Consider the following 22,015-nt stretch of genomic DNA (forward strand, 5'->3'; position numbering starts at 1 on the left):
CAATGCAAGTTATAGAACAAGCACAGATCGATAACGCCCTTAATTTTGAGCGTTTATTAACCGCAATGCAGCAAGGTTTTGCTCGCGATTTTAGTATGCCTAAGCGAAATGTGTATGAGCTTGATAATAGTGATTTAAACCATGATGCGTTTGCGGTATTACCTGCATGGAACGAGCACGTAATTGGTGTTAAAGCCTTTACGTATTTTCCTAAAAATAGCCAAGCTGGCTATGAGTCTTTGTATTCTAAAATTATGTTGTTTTCGCGAGAGCATGGTGAGCCGTTAGCTTTAGTTGATGGTACGCGTATTACTTTATGGCGCACAGCAGCTGTGTCTGCACTGGCCAGCCATTATTTATCCCGTGAAAATAGTAAACATTTAGTCTTTTTTGGCAGTGGTAACTTAGCCGAGTATATGGTGCGAGCGCATTTGACTGTACGCAATTTTAAACGAGTCACTTTAATTGCTCGCAATCAAGAAAAGCTGTTAGCTTTACAAAGTCGCTTGCAAGGGGCATTTACTGAAGTCGAATTTGTAATAGGGCAAAGTAACGAGGCCACAATTTACAGTGCAGATGTGATCAGTTGTGCTACGGGCTGTGCAACCCCATTATTTGATGGCAATTGGTTAAAATCAGGTACCCATATTGATTTAATTGGTAACCACCATAGTGACGCAAGAGAATGCGATACGGCAACAATTACGCGTAGTCGCGTTTACGTTGATAGCAAAGCAAATGTATTAGGCGAAGCCGGTGAGTTACTTATTCCAATAAAGGAAGGGGTATTCAACGAGCAGCAACTATGCGCCGAATTAGCTGAGTTAGCGAAAGCAAACGTCTATGCTCGTATTAATGAAACCGATATTACGGTGTTTAAATCTGTGGGTACGGCGTTGAGTGATTTGATAGCCGCATATCAAGTGTATCAATCTTTACAAGGTTAATAATAATGAGCACCATGCTTTTTATTTTGGGTGGTTGTTTTGTTGGTGCAGGCTTATTGCCTATTTTTAGGTGGTTAAAATGTAAAGTCAGTAAGCAGCGTTGGCGAGTATGTGAAATTGATGATATTACCAATGCAGTTAATGTGCGTATTGGCGCACATGAATTACTGCCACAACAGTCAATGTTAGTTAGTTTTAGATTTAATAGCCACTTACATAGCGTGTTGATAAGTTATGATAAAACGCTATTTTCTCGATTTAAACAAGGTCTGCCCTGTTGCGTATTGGTTGATAAAAACAACCCACAAAAGGTTTATAACAATGCACAGTTGTGGCAAAACTATGCATTGTGCTGGTTGCTCAGTGGTATTAGTTTGTGGATCGGAAGTTATTTTTTTGCGTAAGGTAAGCGGCTGAGTGCTTGCGTTGTGTGGTAGCTATCAAGGCCACTGACGGCTACCGTTTGGATCGACATTAAATCAATAAAACCGTCTTCTTGCACTGCAGCACCGTCGACATGTAAATCGATGATTTCACCAATCACCAGCTCGGTACCATTAATAGCTAGATGTTGATGTTCAACTAACTTAACGGCGTATTTTAAGCGGCTCTGTAAAACAAATGGGGCATCGAAGTCATTCAAATACTCTGTTTTTAAACCGGTTGCATCGAACTCTGACTCATCCCTATCATAGCGGGCTGAGGTTTGGTGGGCTTGGCTGTAAATCTCGCTATTCACTTGATTTATAGTATAAACACCGGTCTCTATAATATTTTCAAAAGTATGACGCGGTACGCTGTGCGGGCGCATGATCATACCCACCAAAGGTGGGTGCGCGCCTAAGTGGAATACCGAACTGACAATAGCTAAGTTGGTGTTACCGAGCTTATCTTGTGTGCCAATGAGGTTAGCACTTTTAAAGCCTGATAACGAGTTGATTAATTGAGTACGAAAACGCGGCGCTAGCTCGTTAAGCTGTTGTTTTGTGAAATGCATAAAAATCCTTACCAATTGATATGTTTGCCTTGCCAATCAATATAAGCAGGTTGGCCTATATCCGTTAGCTGCTCTGGTTGCTGTAAGAGGGTATAAAGCTGCTCAGCCACAAATTCAGGGGGGAAGAGTTTGCCTTTGGCAACATTTCTTTGAAATGGTTTTGATAACTCAGTATCGGTTGTACCCGGATGAAATAACACCAACCTCGTTTGTTTTGCTCTGCGAGCCAGTTCAATCGCCGCTGTTTTAAACAACATATTTAACGCCGCTTTGGAGGCACGGTAGCTATACCAACCGCCTAGTTGGTTGTCGTCGATACTGCCTACACGGGCGCTGAGCGCAGCTATTGTGCAGGGCGTTTGTTGATCAAGTAATGGCAATATGGCTTGTATGCATAAAATTGGGGTTAGTGCGTTACTGCTTTGCAAGGTAGAGAAGTACGTTTCGTCTATGTCTTCTAATTTTTTCTCTGGCATTGCCTGAGCATAGTGGAGTAAACCATTAAAGATAATCACCTGTGAAGGGATAATATGATGAGAGCGTAAGTGCTCACTTATACTCTGTAAGCTGGAACGAGAGTAATCGCTTTGTAACTGGGTAACCTGCAGTGTATTTTGTGATAGCGCAAGTGATGAACGGCTAATACAAATCACGTTTGCGGTGGGCGTATTTTCAGCTATGCGGGCAATGTAAGCTTTAGCAATGGCACTGCTTGCGCCAAATAAAATATAGCTTGCAGGCATTATTTTATACCACATGTAGATTTACACGTTAATCGGGCAATCGGTGAGCGGTATTTTGCAAACACTTTATAAATCTGATCTGCCATAAAACGTATACCAGGTAGCTGCAATATTGTTAACCATTTATGGCGGCCAACCGTTTGCCATGCGGCAAAAGTAACATCTAAGCCATAAATCATTTCACCGTTGTCTTGCTGACCATGTAAAAAAGCCAGTGCATCTTCGTGCTTTATGTAATTAAAACGTTGTTCAAAGTCATTGGTATTAATGTCTTCTAACGTTATTTTATTATATATATCAGCCTCTTTTAACAAGCGCATTTCTTTGGTGCACAATGGGCAGTTACCATCGTAAAAAATGATCATGATTTACCTAAAATTGATCGGTACATTATTTCTTGTTACGAAATAGAATAAGCCTTGGATCTGTTAAATTAGCCGCTAGGATGATATTAATAGGATCTTACAAATATAAAGGTAAGCAAAATGCCGATTTTTAGCACATCTCACACTCCACATTTTAAAAATCGTACATTGCTTATTAAGAATGCCTTTATGGTATAAATATCAACAACGGAGTATCAGGAATGAGTGAACAATATGCCGCCTTGCGTGGGAACGTTAATTTATTGGGTCAATTACTTGGCCAAACAATTAAAGACGCCCAAGGACAAGCGATTTTAGATAAAGTAGAAGAAATTCGTGCTTTAGCAAAATCATCACGCACAGGAAACGAGCAAGACCGCCAAGCCTTAATTGATGTTCTGCATGCTTTAACCGATGAAGAGTTACTACCGGTAGCTCGTGCTTTTAATCATTTTTTAAATTTAGCTAACGTTGCAGAGCAATTTCACACTATCTCACGTTTTAATGATGTTGGTTTTTGCCAATTAAGCCCGCTTACGCAAACCTTAAAAGTATTGGCTAGCCAAGCACAATCAGGGAAAGTGAATCCAAATCAAATAGCAGACACGCTCGCAAAACTGCATATCAATTTAGTGCTTACTGCGCATCCAACAGAAGTAACCCGCCGTACAATTATAAATAAACACGTTGAATTAAGTGACTGTTTAGCGGCGCTTGAGCGTACCGATAATTTACCGTATGAGCGGGAAAATATTTTAAATCGTATTGCTCAGTTGATAAGCCAAGCCTGGCATACTGATGATATTCGCCGCTCACGCCCAACCCCAATAGACGAAGCAAAATGGGGTTTTGCAGTAATTGAAAATAGTTTATGGCACGCTGTGCCGCGTTTTTTACGTGATTTTAGTAAAGAAGTTAAACAGCATCTGGATTTAGAGTTACCTAATGATTATAGCCCAATAGAGTTTACTTCTTGGATGGGCGGCGATCGCGATGGTAACCCATTTGTCACTGCCCAAGTTACTCAGCAAGTACTTGATCATGGGCGTTGGATGGCACTTGATTTGTACAGCCGTGACATCGAGACCCTCAGTACTGAACTTTCAATGTCGCAAGCCAGTGATGAACTTATTGAATTAGCAGGGCAAGATTTTGAACCGTATCGTGCTGTACTAAAAACACTCAAAGCACAAGTGAGCGAGACTGTTGCTCACCTTGGCGCTAAGATCATGAATAAGCGCACCGATGCACAAGATGTCGTGACTGATATTGACCAGTTAAAGCAGCCGCTTGAAACTTGTTATCGCTCATTGCTACAAACCAACATGGGCGTGGTTGCTAATGGTTTACTACTTGACGTATTACGCCGTATCAATAGTTTTGGGATCCGTTTAGCGAAATTAGATGTACGCCAAGATTCATCACGTCACAGCGATGTGTTTTCAGAATTAACCCGTTATTTAGGGTTAGGTGATTACGACCAATGGCAAGAAGAAGATAAGCAAGCATTCTTACTGGCAGAGCTTAACTCGCGACGTCCACTTATTCCTAAACATTGGCAACCAAGTGCAGATGTCAAAGAAGTGCTCGACACGTTTGATGTGATCGCTAAGCAAGATGCCTCAACATTTGGTTTGTACATCATTTCTATGGCGCGCACAGCCTCTGATGTATTAGCTGTACAACTGTTACTAAAAGAAAGTGGGTGTAGCTTTAAACTCCCTGTAGCGCCATTGTTTGAAACTTTGGATGACTTAAACGCTGGTAGCGATGTGATCACGCAGTTATTAGATAATAACTGGTATCGTGGTCAAGCTGAGGGCGTGCAAAACGTGATGATCGGCTATTCTGACTCAGCCAAAGACGCAGGCATGATGGCAGCTGGTTGGGCTCAATATGAAGCGATGGATAAGCTAGTACATTTAGCAGAAGAACGCGGTATCGAGCTGGTATTATTCCATGGTCGTGGTGGTACGGTTGGCCGCGGCGGTGCACCTGCTGCCCAAGCCCTACGTTCACAACCACCGGGTTCACTCAAAGGCGGCTTACGTGTTACTGAGCAAGGTGAAATGATCCGCTTTAAGTTTGGTTTACCAAATGTTGCGCTTGAGAGCTTAAACATTTACGCCGGTGCCGTGCTTGAAAGTAACTTATTACCACCGCCAGAGCCGAAAGAAGAATGGCGTGATGTGATGGCGCTGATCAGCGAAAAATCATGCGAGCATTATCGCAATGTCGTGCGTTTTGACGAAGATTTTGTTCCTTACTTTAGAATGGCTACACCGGAGCAAGAGCTGGGTAAGTTACCTTTAGGTTCGCGCCCAGCTAAGCGTAATCCGCATGGTGGTGTTGAGAGCTTACGTGCAATTCCGTGGATTTTTGCATGGAGTCAAAACCGCCTTATGCTACCTGCATGGTTAGGTGCGTTAACAGGCTTACAAGCTGCACTTGAAAAGTATGGTGTGGAGACTCTAAATGAAATGAGTCAACAATGGCCGTTTTTCCGCGCTCGTTTAGAAATGCTCGAAATGGTATTTAGTAAGGCGGATAGCTGGTTAAGCGCGCATTATGACGATGCTCTTGTTGAGGAGCAATATAAGCCGCTGGGTGACAAACTACGCCAAGAGCTTAAGCAGGCGATTGCACTCGTGCAATCATTAAGCCCGCAGCAAAGCTTACTGGCTGATCAACCTTGGATCAAAGAGTCTATTGGCTTACGTAACCCGTATACCGATCCGCTAAATGTACTGCAAGTAGAGCTGCTTAAACGTTCTCGTGAAGCACAAGAAGGTGCCTCGGGTGATATTGATAATGCACTGATGATCACTATGACAGGCATCGCTGCAGGTATGCGTAATACCGGTTAGTGCCTTTATTTTATGGCTTCATTGTGCTCTTTTGCAGCTTTGGGGCCATCAATTGGTAATGTGATCACAAACCGTGCGCCGTTCTCACAAGGCTCGGCGCATATATTACCAAATAAATTAGATTTTACCGCATTAAACACCACGTTCAGTCCTAACCCTAAATGATTTCCGCCTGGGTTGGTGGAATAAAACGGCGTAAAAATATCTTTTAAGATAGCGTTATCTATCCCGCTGCCATTATCTTGGAAAACAATGATCACTTGGTCATCACGCTGTTGAATATCAATGCTGATTAATGCATTGTCAGTATTATTAAAGCCATGTTCATAAGCATTAATGGCTAAGGTTTTAAATATGTCACCCAGGATCGATGGGTACGTAGTAATGCTTAACTCTGCACCACTAAACTCACATGTAATTTCTTTAGAAAGATAACTTTGTAATGTGCTCATTCGTTCAGTGAGAAAGCTGTTCAGCTCAATCTTGCTCATCGGTTTATCTAACGCAATGGAGACATTTAACGCTTTAAATTCTTCAATCATGGTGGCTAACCGATTAATATTGCTGATCACTAAATCTTTAGCTGTATTACTTTGTTGAATAAAAACATTAAAGTCACTAGGAGAGAGTGTTTTATTATGAAACTTTTGTTCAAGTAGTTGTAAGTTGTCTTGAATAAACGAACTGGCCGTAACAATAGTGCCAATGGGTGTATTTAACTGATGAGCCATACCGGAAACCAGTGCTGTGAGCGAAGCCATTTTTTCAACCTCGATTAAGTGAGATTGTGTGTTGGTGAGCACCTCTAAGGTATTTGCCAGTTCTTTCTTTTGATTATGAACACTGCGAATGGCGTACATGGCACCAAGCAGTAGTACCACTAATGAAATTGTGATGGTTAAAGATAGCTCTTTGAATGCTTTTGCTTCTGTTGCTTTAATTTGTTGCTCTTTGGTTAGATTAGCTATTTTTAACTCTTTACCTGCTATATCCACTTCAGCGATTGCTTTGGCTAAATTTACATTAGATTGGCGCAGTAACAGCGCTTGTTTACTTTGGTTATATTGTTTGTAGGCGATTAAAGCAGTTTCAAAGTCCCCGGTCGACTCTGAGAGTGAGGCTGAAAATTCGCTTACAGTGGCGGTTAAACTTAAATTTTTGAGTTGCTTAGCTTGCTGTTGTATTTCTTGAGTTAACAGCTTTGCTTTCTCTGTTTCGCCCATTTGATGGTAAGTTTTAGCAAGCGATAGCTTAGCGTTGATCAGCTCAACAGGCGTGCCACTATTGGTAAATAATAAAATAGCTTGTTGTATATAATTTACCGAGCTTGGATAGTTTTCAGTTTCTCGTTCAATTTGACCTAATAATTGATAGCTCCACGATAAATGGTAATCAAATTGATTAGCCCGTTGTAATGTTATTGCACGATCAAGTAGCTCTTTTGCTGCTTGGTACTGTTGTTTTGCCACCATCACTTTCGCTAAATTGGTCATTGCAATCGAGAAATCTAACGGCTTATTGAGTGTTTTAGTGTATTCATAGTATTGAGTAAAAACATGTTCAGCTTCATCAAGCTTATGTAATGCAAGGTATACTTCGCCAATGTTATTTTCAGTTTGATGCACTAATTCTTTTTTTCGTAAATTGGCTTGTTCAAGGGCCTGCAAAAAGTAATTAAGTGCTTGTTCGTACAGAGCAAGTTTAGAGTAAATTCCACCGCTAATATTATAATATCCATAGATTAAAGTGGGATCATTTGAACGTAAGGTCATGGCTTTATAAGTGACCAAAGTACGCATTGCTTCTTCAAGTTGATCAGTTTCTAGTTGGAACCAAGCTTTGTAATTGAGTACTTTAATTTGTTGTTCAAGAGTGAGCTCTTTGGTATCTAGAATAGTGTTAGTGAAATCTATTGCAGTGACCGGGTTCTCAGCATAAGCAGTGCGAATATTTTGCCTGAGTTCTTCATATTCAGAGTCAGTAAGAGGCGCTGCAAAAAGTGTTGCGCTAAAAATTAGTAAATATACACATGCGACGATACGAAAAAAGAACGACAGTATCATAATGAGGGGCTTACCTTGTATACAGCATTTACTTAGTATAGCGAAGAATTGTTATTTTTCACCGCGCCATTAGTATCATTTCAGCAACAAAACTAATCCTTTGGGTTGGTTTTGCGCTCTGGTCAGACCTGATTTATTGTTAGATATTGACTGTTTTTATATTTTATCTAGAATGTCGGCTGTTTTGCCATTGGGGCAAGTGTGTTAATTACCGAGTAGTAAAATGTCGAATGTGTCTACTTGCATCACCTATGATGCATCCACGTCGTTGATCATGATGACGCTCAGAGGGACAGCAAGTGCACAGGATGTGATAAATTTTTATCAAATAGCGCAGCAGTATGTGTCTATGTATGGCAGCAATAAATTATTGGTTGATGTGTCCGAGTTGACCCATAAATTTCCCGCAAGTGATTTGATAACGATAATGCCAGCAATTTCAAATTGGTTAGCTCGTTGTTTTGTTGCGCGAGTAGTAAGCTTTGATGGCTTTATGCACGATTTGTTTTTGCAAAAGGCAAAACGTTTCGATATTAAAGCCGAAAACTTTGATTGTTTTAATAGCGCTAAAAATTGGTTAGTAAATCAACCTAGCATTTAAGCGTTGAACATTTTAGACTAGTTAGCCATTAAATTATGAAACTAGTCTATGCCTACAACATCTCTTCAAACAGCCACTGCTTTTAGCTTTAGTGCTGGGCAACAACAACAGTTGTATCTAACAATAAAACGCCATGCGGGTATTTTACCCAGCACTGATGTGGCAGCTCTGTGTCAACAGTATAACCAGCCGGTGGATGTAATTTTACGTGCTTGTCTTCCTATTGCGGCACAGTTTGCCGTTGCACCTATTTCGCAATTTTTTGTAGGTGCAATAGTGTGCGGTCTTGATGCACAAGGTGAGCAACATTTTTATTTTGGCGCGAATGTTGAATTTACCCAGCAGGCATTAAGCCTTGTGGTACACGCGGAGCAATCTGCTATTAATAATGCGTGGCTCAATGGGGCGAAAAAAATTGTAAAAATTGCTATCAGCGATGCACCATGCGGCTATTGCCGCCAATTTATGAATGAATTGGCAGATGCACAGAGCTTTGATATTTTACTGCCAAAACAGCAGTTTAAATTAGCCGAGTTATTACCTTATGCATTTGGCCCACAGGATTTAGGTAATGCATATAGCCTCTTTAATCCTGCACCTCAATTGCATGGGTTTGCTGTAACGACTGAGTTTGATGAGCAGTTACTCAGTTGCGCGTTGGCAGCGTACGTTCCTTACTCGGGAAATTATAGCGCGGTTAAAATTAGCACGTTCGAAAATGGTGATTTTTATGGCTGTTATGCTGAGAATGCAGCGTATAGCCCAAGTTTATCGCCACTACAAAGTGCAGTAAGCCAACTACATTTAGCTGGTTTGACAATGAGTAAAGAGGTTGTCAAAGGGATTGAGTTATTGCAAACGCAAGGCAAGGAAAATCAGTTAACTGCCAGTCAAGCAGTACTGGCAAGTTATAATGACTTACCAGCACTGCAAAGCATCAGTTTACCATTGAAGATTAAACCAACAGTAATTTAGCAGCTTCGAGTACCACGGCGACGGACTTCTTCTCAATCTCGCCGTGATCTACATTTGGGATCTCTTGACGCGTACGATTGACTAATACCCCTGCGACACAAGCGGCTTTTAAACCAAGGGCAGCACACATAGTGAATAGTGTTGCTGATTCCATCTCATAGTTCATGACTCCCAGTTTTTGCCATTCTTCACAGCTACCTTGAAACGCTTTTGGTACATAACCTGAGTAGGTATCGTAACGTTCTTGCCCTGGGTAGAAAGTATCGCTTGATGCAGTAATACCAATATGAAAATCAATCCCTAAATTACCACAAGCTGTAACCATTGCTTGAGTGCTAAAAAAGTCGGATACAGCTGGAAAGCTAAGTGGTGCAAAGTGCTGGCTTGCGCCATCTAAACGCACAGAAGCTTGGCTAATTAAGATATCACCTTCATTTATATGTGGTTGAATAGCGCCTGTTGTGCCAATACGTAAGAACGTATCAACACCTAACTGTGCCAGCTCTTCCACAGCAATAGATGTTGAAGGGCCACCTATACCGGTTGAGCAAATCACCACAGAGTGACCATTGAGTTGCCCTAAATAAACGTGAAACTCACGGGTTTTAGCAAGACATGTGGGGTTTTCAAGAAACGTAGAAATACGGGCTGCACGATCTGGATCGCCTGGCACAATTGCCAATGTCGCGCCTTGTAAGTCGTTACGTGTGAGCCCTAAGTGAAATACCTTTTCCATAGCGAAGCCTTATTATTACTTTTGCTTTTAACGTGATAGCCACGTTAATTTTTAAAGAGTCGTTGTCAATTTAGCATAATTACCAGAATGTTAAATGCTGTACAGGACGGATGTCCGTTTTTATAAAATAGGGGGTGCTCTGTCTGATAACCAACTGCTTAGCTACCCGTTTAATCTTAAAAAATAAATAGACTTTAAGGTTTATTCATTGCATTTGAATAATCAAGCAGTCAGCACAGCGATGCAATAGCCAAGCCGGTTGACTTGTCTGTATAGACACTATATCTATCTTACTGAGTATATAATTTGAATTTATACGCTGTTTGAAAATAAAAGTTAAGCTTATGTTTTATATTAAGTAAATTGTTTTTTAGAAGGTGAGGCTGGTTTGGCTATTTGCACTTTTTTTGGGCCAACAACGCTAAATGAAGCTTTTATTAAATTTATTTTTTAGCAGTTTTCTTTTTGCATAATTACGCAAAAGAGCAAAGTGAGGAATCGTTATGAGCACACAATGGCAAACATTTAAAAGCAAAGTTGAGCACTGTTTATGCCCACCTGGTGATGGTGTTTTTACGGTGAATACCGCAAAAGAACGTAAAGCTGCACTGCGCATGAAACTCTATGGACAAGAAGATAATGTAGATACTTTGTGGCGTGACTCGTTAGACACTTTATCAAAGAGCCCATACAAAGCTGTTACGCTTGGGATCAGCTCTGATTGTGGTGGTGGAATACTACGTGGCGCTAACTGGGGGCCGTTATTTTTACGTTCCACCTTAATTGATCAACAGCCACAGGCTAAATCATTTGATTTAGGCGATGTGCGGGTTATTCCCCATTTATTGCATGATAAATACTTAAATGATGCAACTATCAGCAATTGCCAAAAAGCATTGTACGACAACCCAAACAGTGAGTATTACGTAAGCCCTTTATCTATTACGGAAGATGTCTGCGACAGCTTTTACGCAACCTTTAAAGATAAAGGTATTTTTGGTATTGGAGGCGATCACTCAATTAGTTACCCACTGACAAAAGCTTATTTAAAAGCCAAGCGTGAGCAAGGTAAACGTACTGCGATTATTCATTTTGATGCACATACAGATTTACTTGTTGAGCGTTTAGGTATCGATTTATGTTTTGGCTCATGGTGTACTCATATTTTAGAGTTCTTGCCTGCACCACATCACCTTATTCAATTTGGTATTCGTTCAAGTGGTAAACCTAAGGAGCACTGGGAATCGACATTCGGTATTAAGCAACATTGGGCGCATGAGATCATTGAACGTGGTGCACCAGCGGTTGCGGCTGAGGTGATTGCTCAGTTAAAGGCAGATAATGTGGATGAGCTTTATGTTAGTTTTGATATCGATGCTTTGGATGAAGAGTTTGCATCGGCAACGGGTACACCTGAAGGTAACGGCTTAACACCTAATCATGCATTAGATATATTAGTGGCATTAGCTGATGAGTTTCCGATAACTGGCGCAGATATGATGGAAATCGCACCATTTACAGATAGCTCGCTTGTTGGTCAATCAAGCTCTGAAACCACGCTGAGAGAAGGTGCGAAAATTTCCGCTTTTTTAATTAATGCGATGAATCAAGTAAAATAAAAATAAGCAGCATGCAATGACATGCTGCTTTTTTAATTCACAAATCAGTGATTCCCCGTTATATTTAATTTACGCTCAATCAAAACTTAAAATAATAATTTGTGGGGAAATAGTGGCTAAGTGGTGTTGTTTTTTATTCATAATTATTAGTAGTCAAAGTGTCGCTAAATTAAATATAGTGACTGAGCACTTTCCACCTGCCCAATACCTTGATGAAAATAACCAACTAGTGGGGGATATTGCTGATAAAGTACGCCGAGTGTTAGATGCTTCAGCGCTTGATTATGCAATATCAGTCAATGGCTGGAGTACAGCATTTAACATGGCGCTGCGTGATCCGCAGACATGTATTTTTTCGATGACGCGTTCAATTTCCCGTGAAAATAAATTTGTTTGGATTGCTAAATTAGCCGAGTTAGACGCTTATTTATATGCCTTAAACTCCAAAAATATAGCGATTACTTCCTTGGAGCAAGCAAAGCAATATCGGATTGCGGTATTAAAAGATAATTACAGCCACCATTACTTATTATCACAAGGTTTTGAAGAAGGTAAAAACCTGATGTTAATGAGTAGCTTTGATAATATTTTCCAAATAGTTCAAAACCGTAAAAACAGCATCGATATGGTTGTTTTACCCGAGCAACGTGCGCAATACGAACAAGCAAAAGGTGATATGGCTGATAAGTTATTACCTGTTTTACGATTGGATCTGGAGCAACCAGGGCTTTACTTTGCGTGTAATAAACAATTAGACAATCCTACCAAAACGAGACTCAGCAGCGCATTTAGTACCTATCAATAAGCTTTAAATAACTTTTAGCTTACTGATATTAAAAGCTTTTTAATATTACTTAAATTTCAATTGCCGAACCTTTAAAAGGGGCTATAATCCAGCTGCTTTTGCTTATAAAAGCGCTTATTTTTGGAGTTATAAATGGGTGACTTAATCGGGATTGGTTTGTTGATCTTGATCAGTGCGTTGTTTGCGATGTCGGAAATCGCCATTGCTGCATCGCGTAAAATTAAATTAAGAGTTATGGCTGATGAAGGGAATGCAAAAGCGGCTGCTGTTTTAAAACTGCAAGAGCAACCCGGCGCTTTTTTTGCCATGATTCAAATAGCCTTAAATGCGATCGCCATTTTAGGTGGTATTGTTGGTGAACAGGCACTTTCACCTTATGTAGAAAGTGTGTTGGTGATGGTTTACCAAGGGCCGCTGTTAGCACAAATTAGTTTTTTAATTTCGTTTTTCACGATTACCTCATTATTTATTCTATTTGCTGATTTAATGCCAAAGCGTTTAGCGATGATCATGCCAGAAGCTGTGGCTGTCAGGCTGGTTACCTTAATGCGTTGGGTTACCTTTGCATTAACTCCATTAGTGGTGTTTTTTAACGGCTTAACGAACGTCATTTTAAGAATATTTAAAGTACCCGCCGAGCGTGAAGATATCGTCACCACCGAAGATATTGTTGCGATGATGGACGCTGGTGCTGAATACGGCAGTTTACAGCAGCAAGAGTATGACTTAATTGGTAACGTATTTGACTTAGAAGCGCGCTTTTTATCGAGTGTTATGTCACCTAGAGACCAAATCGTTTATTTTGATATTAATGAAGCGAGTGCGGACATTGCCAGTAAAATTATTGAGCACCCTCATAATCATTTTTTAGTGTGCAATGGTAACTTAGATAAATTAATCGGCTCGGTCGAGTCGAAAGATATCTTACGCCAAGTACTCAAGGGAGATGCAGCAAAGATCAACAGCGAGATGCTTGAGAAAGATATTTTTTATTTACCAGAAACACTCAGTTTATCTGAAGCGCTAAACGCATTTAAAGCGGCAGCTAAACCGTTTGCTGTGGTGGTTAATGAATATGCGCTAGTGGTAGGTATTGTAACAGTAAAAGATTTAATGAAAGGGTTTATGGGCGATTTGATAACTCATACCGGAGATGAACTGATCATTGAGCGAGACGAAAACTCGTGGTTAGTCGATGGCTTAACCCCTGTTGTAGATCTGGCAAAAGTTTTGGAGATCGACGAATTTCCCGATCAAATGCATTACGAAACCGTGGCTGGGTACTTAATTTACTCAATGAAGCGTATTCCAAAACGCGCTGAATACATCCAATATGCGGGTTTTAAGTTTGAAGTGGTTGATGTCGAAGGCATAAGGGTTGAGCAGTTGTTAGTGTCAAAAGTAACTTCGTTGGCGACTAGTAACAATGACGCACAGTGAGAAAAATAAGGTTGGTTATTTAAAACGTTGCTTGTTGTTGCAGATTAGATAGTTAACAATATAAGCCGTGTTTAATTATTTTTTCAAGGTATTTCATGCCGCTTTTTTCGCGTGTATTGCTTTTGTGCTTTAACAGCAGCGCTTTGTTTTTGTTTGCTTTACTAAAATCGCATGTAACGTTTGCCGATAATAAAGAACAAACGTTGATCATTATGGGCAGTGCAATTGAAACCTGCACTAGCTTAACTCCCCAGTTTTGTAATATTGATACTCCATTAGGGAATGAAAAAGGGGCAGTGTACTTATTAACTTCGCACGTAATTGATGATGTACAGAGTCACTGGCCAACGGCAGATAAAAGCCGTTTGGCGCCAACAGTGAGCAGTTTAAAGCGATTGTTAACAACACATCCATCAGCGCTTAGTAAACAAGAATTGCTCTGGGCGTGGCGCGATATAGCAAGTGAGCAGTTAAGCCAGTTATCGCAAGCTGAATTTGAGTACGTTGTTGATATGCTTGAAATTGCTAAGCCGAATGGGCAAAGTAGGGTGTTTAATATTGATATTGAACACAGCAAGCAAGCTCAAGGGTGGTTAACCGACAGCTATAAATTTATTGCGGCGAGTTTAAAAGTTAAATCACAGCAACCCAGCTTATTAGTACTGACGACGGGTGCTCGAGACCCTTATGCTGATGCTAATTATTATGAAACGGTATTATCACAAACAGGAGTGGCAATTGAATGGCTGCCTTTAACTCCTTCGCTTGTATCAGCATTACAAGAAAAGCAATGTGATCAATTAACAACCTACCGAGCACAGGCGAATGTTTATAATCGTGAGCGTGTATATCCAACGCGTATTGCCCAAGAGCAAGCAGCCTGCTCGCAGGGTGTAGCGCACCTTACGGCGCGGATCAAAGCAAGCACGGGCATTATGTTAGTCGGGACTGAATTTGATAATGCTACAGAGCAGCGTTTAACGGCTGCTTTATTTGATTCTCGCGGGAATGCTTACCCGTGGACTGATGCAATTGCTGATGCGCCAGTATTAATAACCTCGGGCTTTAGTGGCAACTTTTTGTCAGGAAAGCAGGAGCAGACAGGCAACAGTGTTACTGTTAAACCAATTTCTAGTTTAGCTGCGTTGCAAGGCCAACAAAGCGTTTTAGGACATGGGTTAGGCAGTGTCCCATTTGCTTTACTGGATACGTATTTTAGCGAGAAGAACCGCAGCGTGGGACTTGCTACTTCTTTATCAGCCAGTAAGCAAACAGATGGATTAGGGATTGACGAACAGACTAGCTTAGTGGTGATAAAATCGGCCCAAGGTAATGTATTAACTGTGTTAGGTGAGCGCGGTGTGGTGCATGTGAAATCAAAAGCGAAACAGCAATTTCAATTTGATTATTGGCCTTCAGGCGCTGTAATTGAAATAAAGAATGATGCCTTTTTATTAAGTCAGCGTAGTATTGATAATGCGTTACCTGCAATTAAAATGCCGCCTTTACCGATGCAGCGTTTTAGTAATATTTTAATGGATGCTAAGTTGCGCTCCCTTACTCAAGCGATGTGTTTAAGCCAAGACAAAACGGCTGTCGGCCAACAGGATCAGTTTTTAGTAACGCTAACGGCGAGTAAAAATACCCAATATCATCGCTTAAATTCAAGTAGCACAGGTTGTGCAATTACCCAGCTTAATGTGAATATTTCAACAATTCAGTAAGTTTCTTCATTTTATAAATGAGCTACTTGTGCAGTAGTCAGTCGCTCATTTTAAATTGATGCCCTTGCGCAATTCATGCTTATCTAAACAGCGCCAATAATGCCATGTCATTTGGCACATAAATAATTTTAAATTACCTTTTAGTGGTTTCTATTCTCTGTATTTAAGTGTTTTCATATACTTAATTTTACAGCACCTAAGAAGTAGCCGTTATGACACAGTGCGGCTATTTAAGCTATTGAGTTGTACTGACTTAGAGCGCACAGTCAAGCATTTTTACAAGCCTTTACACCCCCTTATACCTTTTAAAAATAATTCTCAATTAACGTTGGAAAATGCAATAAATTAATTTAGAATGATCGTTCATTCTAAATTAAGGGTAGTTAACATGCAGCGTTCACGCGTCGTTCTTTTTACTGTTACCGCTTTGGCAAGTGTAGTTGCTTTATCCGGTTGCGATCAAAGTCCTCAAGTCAGTCAGCAAGCTAAACAAGCAATTCCGGTTGGGGTGATCACTTTAAAGAGTCAACCATTAACCTTGACTAAAGAGTTACCGGGCAGAGTTACCGCTTCGCAAGTGGCTGAAATTCGTCCGCAAGTAAACGGGATTATCCAATCGCGTTTATTTACTCAAGGGGCTGAAGTTAAAAAAGGACAGGCGTTATATCAAATAGACCCGTCGACGTTTGAAGCGCAGGTTGCAACGAGTAAAGCGGCGATCACCAAAGCGCAAGCGAGTATCGCTAACGCTAAAGCAAAATCAGAGCGTTATGATGAGCTGTTAAAAATAAAAGCCGTAAGCCAGCAAGACTTTGACGAAGCTGATGCAAGCTATAAAGGTGCTCAAGCTGATTTATTAACTGCACAAGCGCAACTAAAGACTGCACAAATTAACCTAGAGTACAGTAAGGTTAAGTCACCAATCAGTGGTCAAATTGGCAAATCTAATGTGACCGCAGGAGCGTTGGTTAGTGCTAACCAAGCGACGGCACTTGCTACAGTCACGCAGCTTGATCCTATTTATGTTGATTTAACCCAATCAAGCAGTGAATTAACACGTTTGAAAAAAGCCATTGCTAATGGTGAGCTCAACAAAGATCTTGCTATCCATTCAGCGGTTGAATTAAAAATGGAAGATGGCTCAGTGTATCAACACAAAGGTACCTTACAGTTTTCTGAAGTGACGGTTGACCCAAGTACAGGTTCAGTGACGTTGCGTGCTGAATTTCCAAATCCTGAAAAACTATTATTACCAGGCATGTATGTGAGAGCTGTGATTGTTGAAGGCGTCAAAGCTAACGCTATTTTAGCGCCGCAACGTGGCATTAGCCGTAATACCAAAGGTGAGCCAACTGCCATGGTAGTTAGTAAAGACAACACTGTAGAGCCTCGGGTATTAAAAACAGATCGTACTGTCGGTGCTAATTGGTTGATCACCGATGGTTTAAATGATGGTGACAAGTTAATTGTTGAAGGCTTACAAAAAATAGCGCCGGGCGCACCTGTTAATGCAGTGCCAGCCGAAACTGCTAAAACTCAATAACGGAGTATTTTAATGTCACGATTTTTTATCGACAGGCCTATTTTTGCATGGGTATTGGCCATTGTAGTTATGTTGGCGGGTATACTTGCAATCAAAGGGCTACCTATTGCTCAGTATCCTTCTATTGCGCCGCCAGCCATTAGCATTCAAGCAAATTATCCTGGGGCATCAGCGCGTACTTTAGAGGATACGGTAACACAAGTTATTGAACAAAAAATGAAAGGCTTGGATGGCCTGTTATATATGTCATCAACGTCGGAATCAAACGGCTCAGCCACGTTAACGCTGACGTTTGATGCTGATACCGATTCTGATATCGCACAAGTTCAAGTGCAAAACAAACTTGCTTTAGCAACGCCATTATTACCGCAAGAAGTGCAGCGCCAAGGTGTATCGGTGGCTAAATCTGCCCGTAACTTTTTAATGGTGGTTGGTTTTGTATCTGAAGATGGCAGCATGAATAACATCGACATTGGTGATTATGTTGCATCGAACGTGCAAGACATTGTCTCGCGGGTTAATGGGGTAGGCGAAGTACAGCTATTTGGTTCGCAATATGCGATGCGTATCTGGCTTGATCCTAATATGCTGCAAAAATATAAACTGACACCGTCTGATGTTAGTGCTTCGATCAGCGCGCAAAATGCGCAAGTATCAGCTGGCCAATTAGGTGCGTTACCGGCTATTTCGGGTCAGCAGTTAAATGCCACAGTGACGGCACAAAGTCGTTTGCAAACCCCAGATCAATTTAGAGATATTTTTGTAAAGACCAATCCAGATGGCTCGGTTGTGCGTCTAGGCGACGTAGCTAAAGTTGAACTCGGTGGTGAAAATTACGGTGTTGTTGCCCGTTTTAATGGTAAACCCGCCTCTGGATTAGGGGTAAAACTGGCAAGTGGTGCAAATGCGCTTGATACAGCCGCTGGTGTAAAAGCTGCATTAGCTGAGTTAGAGCCATTTTTCCCGGAAGGTTTAGCCAGTGTTGTGCCTTACGATACAACGCCATTCGTATCCTTATCAATTGAAAAAGTAGTCAGTACATTAATTGAAGCCGTTGTGTTGGTATTTTTGGTTATGTATCTGTTTTTACAAAACTTTAGAGCAACGCTAATTCCGACCATTGCCGTACCTGTGGTTTTGCTAGGGACGTTTGCTGTGTTGCAAGTATTGGGCTACTCAATTAATACCTTGACCATGTTTGCCATGGTGTTAGCGATTGGCTTGCTGGTGGATGATGCCATCGTTGTGGTGGAAAACGTAGAGCGGGTAATGACTGAAGAGAAGCTGTCACCGCTTGAAGCAACACGTAAATCAATGGATGAAATCAAAGGGGCATTGGTGGGTATTGCGATGGTGTTGTCGGCAGTATTCGTACCGATGGCGTTCTTTGCGGGTTCAACTGGGGTAATTTACCGTCAGTTTTCGGTGACTTTAGTCACTGCGATGAGTTTATCTGTGTTAGTGGCACTTATTTTAACCCCAGCATTGTGTGCAACTATGTTAAAGCCAAGTCACGTTCATAATGACAAGTCATTGTTTGGTCGTTTCTTTATTGGTTTTAACCGCGGCTTTGATAAAACTAATAGTGGTGCGCAAAGCTTTGTTGGGCGCATGATCAAACACAGCAAACGTTACCTTTTATGTTATGGCTTAATTGTAGGCGGTATGGTGTTTATCTTTTCACAATTACCTTCTGCATTTTTACCAGACGAAGACCAAGGCATTTTGTTTAACCAAGTAAGTTTACCTGCGGGTGCGACAACGGAGCAAACGCTCAAAGTTGTGGAAAAAATGGAAAAGCATTTCCTAGAAGATCAATCTGAAGCGGTACGTTCAGTGTTTAGTGTTACAGGCTTTAGTTTTGCAGGATCTGGTCAAAATGCGGCGATTGGCTTTGTTGGTTTAAAACACTGGGATGAACGTCAACGCGACGATTTATCAGTGGGTGCGGTTGCAGGTAAAGCCATGGGCTATTTCTCAACCATAAAAGAAGCGTTTGTGTTTGCCTTCCCACCACCTGCGGTTGTAGAACTGGGTACTGCTAATGGCTTTACTATGTTTTTACAAGATCGTGTAGGGCTTGGTCACGATAAGCTACTCGAAGCGCGTAATATGTTGTTGGGCATGGCTGCACAAAGCCCAGTGCTCGCTGGTGTACGTCCCAATGGTCAAGAAGATAAACCAGAGCTGGAGCTTGATATTGATTTAGCCAAAGCAGAAGCGCTGGGCCTTAAACAGGTTGATATCAATAATACTCTGTCTACAGCGTGGGGTAGTAGTTATGTCAATGACTTTATTGACCGTGGCCGTGTGAAAAAAGTTTACCTACAAGGCACACCTGAGTCACGTATGGTGCCAGAAGATTTAGATAAATGGTATGTACGTAATAGCAGTGGTGAGATGGTGCCATTTACAGCATTTGCTCAGTCATATTGGACTTATGGTTCTCCTCGTCTTGAACGTTATAATGGTTTTTCAGCAATGGAAATTCAAGGCTCAGCAGCGCCTGGTTACAGTACTGGTCAAGCGATGGATGAAATGGAGAAACTAGTTAAACAGTTGCCATCAGGTATAGCGTTTGAGTGGACGGGTATTTCATACGAAGAACGTTTAAGTGGTGGCCAAGCTCCAATGCTGTATGCGTTATCATTACTGGTGGTGTTTTTATGTTTGGCGGCGCTTTACGAGAGTTGGTCAGTGCCAGCTGCAGTAATGATGATTGTACCTTTAGGGGTGTTTGGTGCTGCAATGGCGGCCTTTGTTGCTAATTTATCGAATGACATCTACTTACAAGTCGGTTTATTAACGACCATCGGGCTTGCATCTAAAAATGCTATTTTGATTGTTGAATTTGCTATTCATAAAATGGATGAAGGAATGGGCCTAGTTGAGGCTGCAATTGCGGCAGTACGGTTACGTCTTCGTCCTATCATGATGACATCGATGGCGTTTATTTGCGGCGTATTGCCACTGGCTATTGCTTCAAGTGCAGGTTCTGGTGCGCAAAATGCGCTGGGTATCTCTGTTATTGGTGGCACACTTGCGTCATCAATTATTGTGGTGGTGTTTGTACCATTGTTCTTTGTATTAGTCAGACGAGTTTTTCCTGGCAAACACAAGGCTGTAGCGCAGGAGCAAGCAAATGAAGTTTAAAGCATTGAGCCTAGCAAGCATGAGTGTGTTGGTACTAAGCGCGTGTCAGATGGCCCCAGAGCTTGAAGACATTCCATTACCAGTACCTGATAATTACGCAGTGGAAGCTGGGCAAGGTAATGTTGCTGATTTAAAATGGCAGCAGTTTTTCAATAATGAAAAACTACAAGCTCTAATTGAACAGACCTTAATCCATAATAAAGATATCAAACTCGCTGCACTTAATGTGCAGCAAGTAAGAGCTTTGTACCAAATTGAAGACTCAGCTTTATACCCTTCGATTGATTTTTCAGCTTCGGGGACGCGTCAGCGCCTGCCTGCGGATTTATCATCAACGGGGAGTGCAAATATAAGCGAAAGTTATTCAGCTACAGTGGGGATGACTGCTTACGAGTTAGATTTGTGGGGTAAGGTTCGTAATCAATCAGATCAAGCTTTACAGACTTTATATGCCTCAGAGCAAACACAAACCAGTGTAAGAATTAGTTTAATTTCTGAGCTGGTGAATGCATGGCTCAATTATGCGGCGGACAAAGAATTGTTAGCCCTTGCCTATGAGACGCTTACAAGTCAGCAAGAGTCATTGGATCTAATGGAAAAAACTTATGCACTTGGTGCGGCGTCTAAACTCAGCCTTGCCCAAGTGCAAAGTACGGTTGCTACTGCCAAAGTGGATATTGCTAATTATCAGCGTTTATTAAAACGCGATAAAAACGCATTGGATTTATTGGTTGGCCAAGTTGTAGAGCCTGATTTACTGCCTGTTGAGAGTTTAGATGAAGTTTTAAACTTTCCCGCAGTGCCGGTTGGTATGCCATCTGAATTATTGGAGCAACGCCCAGACATTAAAGCGGCTGAGTATCGTTTACTAGCAGCAAATGCCAATATAGGTGTAGCAAAAGCCGCGTTTTTTCCTAGCATAAGCCTGACAGCAAATGCCGGTACTGCATCGGCCGAGCTAGATAACTTGTTTTCATCTGGCTCTGGGACTTGGAGTTTTGTGCCATCCATTAATTTGCCTATTTTTAATATGGGTCGAAATCAAGCTAATTTAGATGTGGCGCAAACGCAGCAACAAATCGCTTTAACGACCTATGAGCAGACCATTCAACAGGCTTTTAAAGAAGTTTCAGATTCGTTGGCTGACAGAGAAGGGTATATGCAACAGTTGGCAGCGCTTGAAGAGCTTTATAATAGCAATCAAGTAACGTTTACTCTGTCGCAAGCTCGATTTGAAAAAGGGGCGGACAGTTATCTACAAGTACTCGATGCCCAAAGAAACTGGGTGAGTGCAGGGCAGCAGTTGATTACTGGGAAAAAAGCATTTATTGCCAGTCAAATAAGCTTGTACAAGGCAGTAGGTGGTGGCTGGCAGCGTTCTGAATAACGCTTGTATTGGCTTATTTTAAAGCTAGTTTGCATGGTTTTAGTTGTATA

At 41.3% G+C, this 22,015-nt stretch carries 17 protein-coding genes; 12 read left to right on the forward strand and 5 right to left on the reverse strand.

Annotated elements, in window-relative coordinates; all coding sequences use genetic code 11:
* The first annotated feature begins 2 nt into the window (after positions 1–2).
* Entirely contained in the window at positions 3–947 is a 945-nt protein-coding gene (gene lhpI, locus CWB85_RS06235; RefSeq protein ID WP_138554416.1) for a bifunctional Delta(1)-pyrroline-2-carboxylate/Delta(1)-piperideine-2-carboxylate reductase, read from the forward strand.
* Between the two features lie 5 nt (positions 948–952).
* Complete coding sequence (locus tag CWB85_RS06240) at positions 953–1,351, forward strand: hypothetical protein (protein ID WP_138554417.1); 399 nt, start codon at positions 953–955, stop codon at positions 1,349–1,351.
* Here the strand turns inward: CWB85_RS06240 and CWB85_RS06245 are convergent.
* From CWB85_RS06245 to CWB85_RS06255, 3 genes are read right to left on the reverse strand one after another with little or no spacing between them, the layout of a single operon-like run.
* On the reverse strand, positions 1,336–1,944 hold the full coding sequence (locus tag CWB85_RS06245; RefSeq protein ID WP_138554418.1) for a flavin reductase family protein: 609 nt from the start codon (positions 1,942–1,944) through the stop codon (positions 1,336–1,338). The genes CWB85_RS06240 and CWB85_RS06245 overlap by 16 nt on opposite strands.
* An 8-nt stretch (positions 1,945–1,952) precedes the next feature.
* Entirely contained in the window at positions 1,953–2,702 is a 750-nt protein-coding gene (locus tag CWB85_RS06250; RefSeq protein WP_232321821.1) for an SDR family NAD(P)-dependent oxidoreductase, read from the reverse strand.
* Positions 2,687–3,052, reverse strand: a complete 366-nt coding sequence (locus CWB85_RS06255; protein ID WP_138554419.1) for a thiol-disulfide oxidoreductase DCC family protein — start codon at positions 3,050–3,052, stop codon at positions 2,687–2,689. Before CWB85_RS06255 ends, CWB85_RS06250 begins: the two co-directional genes overlap by 16 nt.
* Positions 3,053–3,273: 221 nt before the next feature.
* Here CWB85_RS06255 and ppc point away from each other — a divergent pair, with 221 nt between their 5' ends.
* Complete coding sequence (ppc, locus tag CWB85_RS06260; protein ID WP_016707018.1) at positions 3,274–5,919, forward strand: phosphoenolpyruvate carboxylase; 2,646 nt, start codon at positions 3,274–3,276, stop codon at positions 5,917–5,919.
* Between the two features lie 5 nt (positions 5,920–5,924).
* Here ppc and CWB85_RS06265 read toward each other — a convergent pair whose 3' ends face one another.
* Positions 5,925–7,982, reverse strand: a complete 2,058-nt coding sequence (locus CWB85_RS06265) for a tetratricopeptide repeat-containing sensor histidine kinase (protein WP_138554420.1) — start codon at positions 7,980–7,982, stop codon at positions 5,925–5,927.
* A 223-nt stretch (positions 7,983–8,205) separates the two neighbouring features.
* Between CWB85_RS06265 and CWB85_RS06270 the strand changes: the two genes are divergently transcribed.
* Together CWB85_RS06270 and cdd are read left to right on the forward strand one after the other, a co-directional pair.
* Complete coding sequence (locus CWB85_RS06270; protein ID WP_029216005.1) at positions 8,206–8,583, forward strand: hypothetical protein; 378 nt, start codon at positions 8,206–8,208, stop codon at positions 8,581–8,583.
* 48 nt (positions 8,584–8,631) lie between these two features.
* Positions 8,632–9,558 carry a cytidine deaminase gene (cdd, locus tag CWB85_RS06275; protein WP_138554421.1) on the forward strand — a complete coding sequence of 309 codons (927 nt, stop codon included), beginning with the start codon at positions 8,632–8,634 and terminating at the stop codon, positions 9,556–9,558.
* Here cdd and udp read toward each other — a convergent pair.
* Positions 9,539–10,294, reverse strand: a complete 756-nt coding sequence (gene udp / locus CWB85_RS06280) for a uridine phosphorylase (RefSeq protein WP_016707014.1) — start codon at positions 10,292–10,294, stop codon at positions 9,539–9,541. The two genes, cdd and udp, sit on opposite strands and share 20 nt — an antisense overlap.
* 503 nt (positions 10,295–10,797) lie before the next feature.
* On the opposite strand from udp, the gene CWB85_RS06285 reads away from it, so the two are divergent.
* The 7 genes from CWB85_RS06285 to CWB85_RS06315 all read left to right on the forward strand — a co-directional run bounded on the left by CWB85_RS06285 (position 10,798) and on the right by CWB85_RS06315 (position 21,965).
* Complete coding sequence (locus CWB85_RS06285) at positions 10,798–11,913, forward strand: arginase family protein (RefSeq protein WP_138554422.1); 1,116 nt, start codon at positions 10,798–10,800, stop codon at positions 11,911–11,913.
* A gap of 112 nt (positions 11,914–12,025) precedes the next feature.
* Complete coding sequence (locus tag CWB85_RS06290) at positions 12,026–12,718, forward strand: substrate-binding periplasmic protein (RefSeq protein WP_029216004.1); 693 nt, start codon at positions 12,026–12,028, stop codon at positions 12,716–12,718.
* Positions 12,719–12,850: 132 nt separating this feature from the next.
* The gene (paeA, locus tag CWB85_RS06295; RefSeq protein ID WP_016707011.1) at positions 12,851–14,158 is read left to right on the forward strand and encodes a polyamine export protein PaeA; all 1,308 of its coding nucleotides are present in this window, start codon (positions 12,851–12,853) and stop codon (positions 14,156–14,158) included.
* A gap of 95 nt (positions 14,159–14,253) precedes the next feature.
* Positions 14,254–15,882 (forward strand): type 1 glutamine amidotransferase family protein, encoded by a 1,629-nt coding sequence (locus tag CWB85_RS06300; RefSeq protein ID WP_138554423.1) that lies wholly within the window; start codon positions 14,254–14,256, stop codon positions 15,880–15,882.
* Positions 15,883–16,270: 388 nt separating this feature from the next.
* Positions 16,271–17,425 carry an efflux RND transporter periplasmic adaptor subunit gene (locus CWB85_RS06305; protein WP_016707009.1) on the forward strand — a complete coding sequence of 385 codons (1,155 nt, stop codon included), beginning with the start codon at positions 16,271–16,273 and terminating at the stop codon, positions 17,423–17,425.
* Between the two features lie 12 nt (positions 17,426–17,437).
* Positions 17,438–20,578, forward strand: a complete 3,141-nt coding sequence (locus CWB85_RS06310; RefSeq protein ID WP_138554424.1) for an efflux RND transporter permease subunit — start codon at positions 17,438–17,440, stop codon at positions 20,576–20,578.
* Positions 20,568–21,965: an efflux transporter outer membrane subunit gene (locus CWB85_RS06315; RefSeq protein ID WP_016707007.1), complete on the forward strand. Its 1,398-nt coding sequence runs from the start codon at positions 20,568–20,570 to the stop codon at positions 21,963–21,965. Before CWB85_RS06310 ends, CWB85_RS06315 begins: the two co-directional genes overlap by 11 nt.
* Positions 21,966–22,015: the final 50 nt, after the last annotated feature.

The organism is Pseudoalteromonas sp. S1727, from assembly GCF_005886375.1.
GTDB lineage: Bacteria > Pseudomonadota > Gammaproteobacteria > Enterobacterales > Alteromonadaceae > Pseudoalteromonas > Pseudoalteromonas haloplanktis.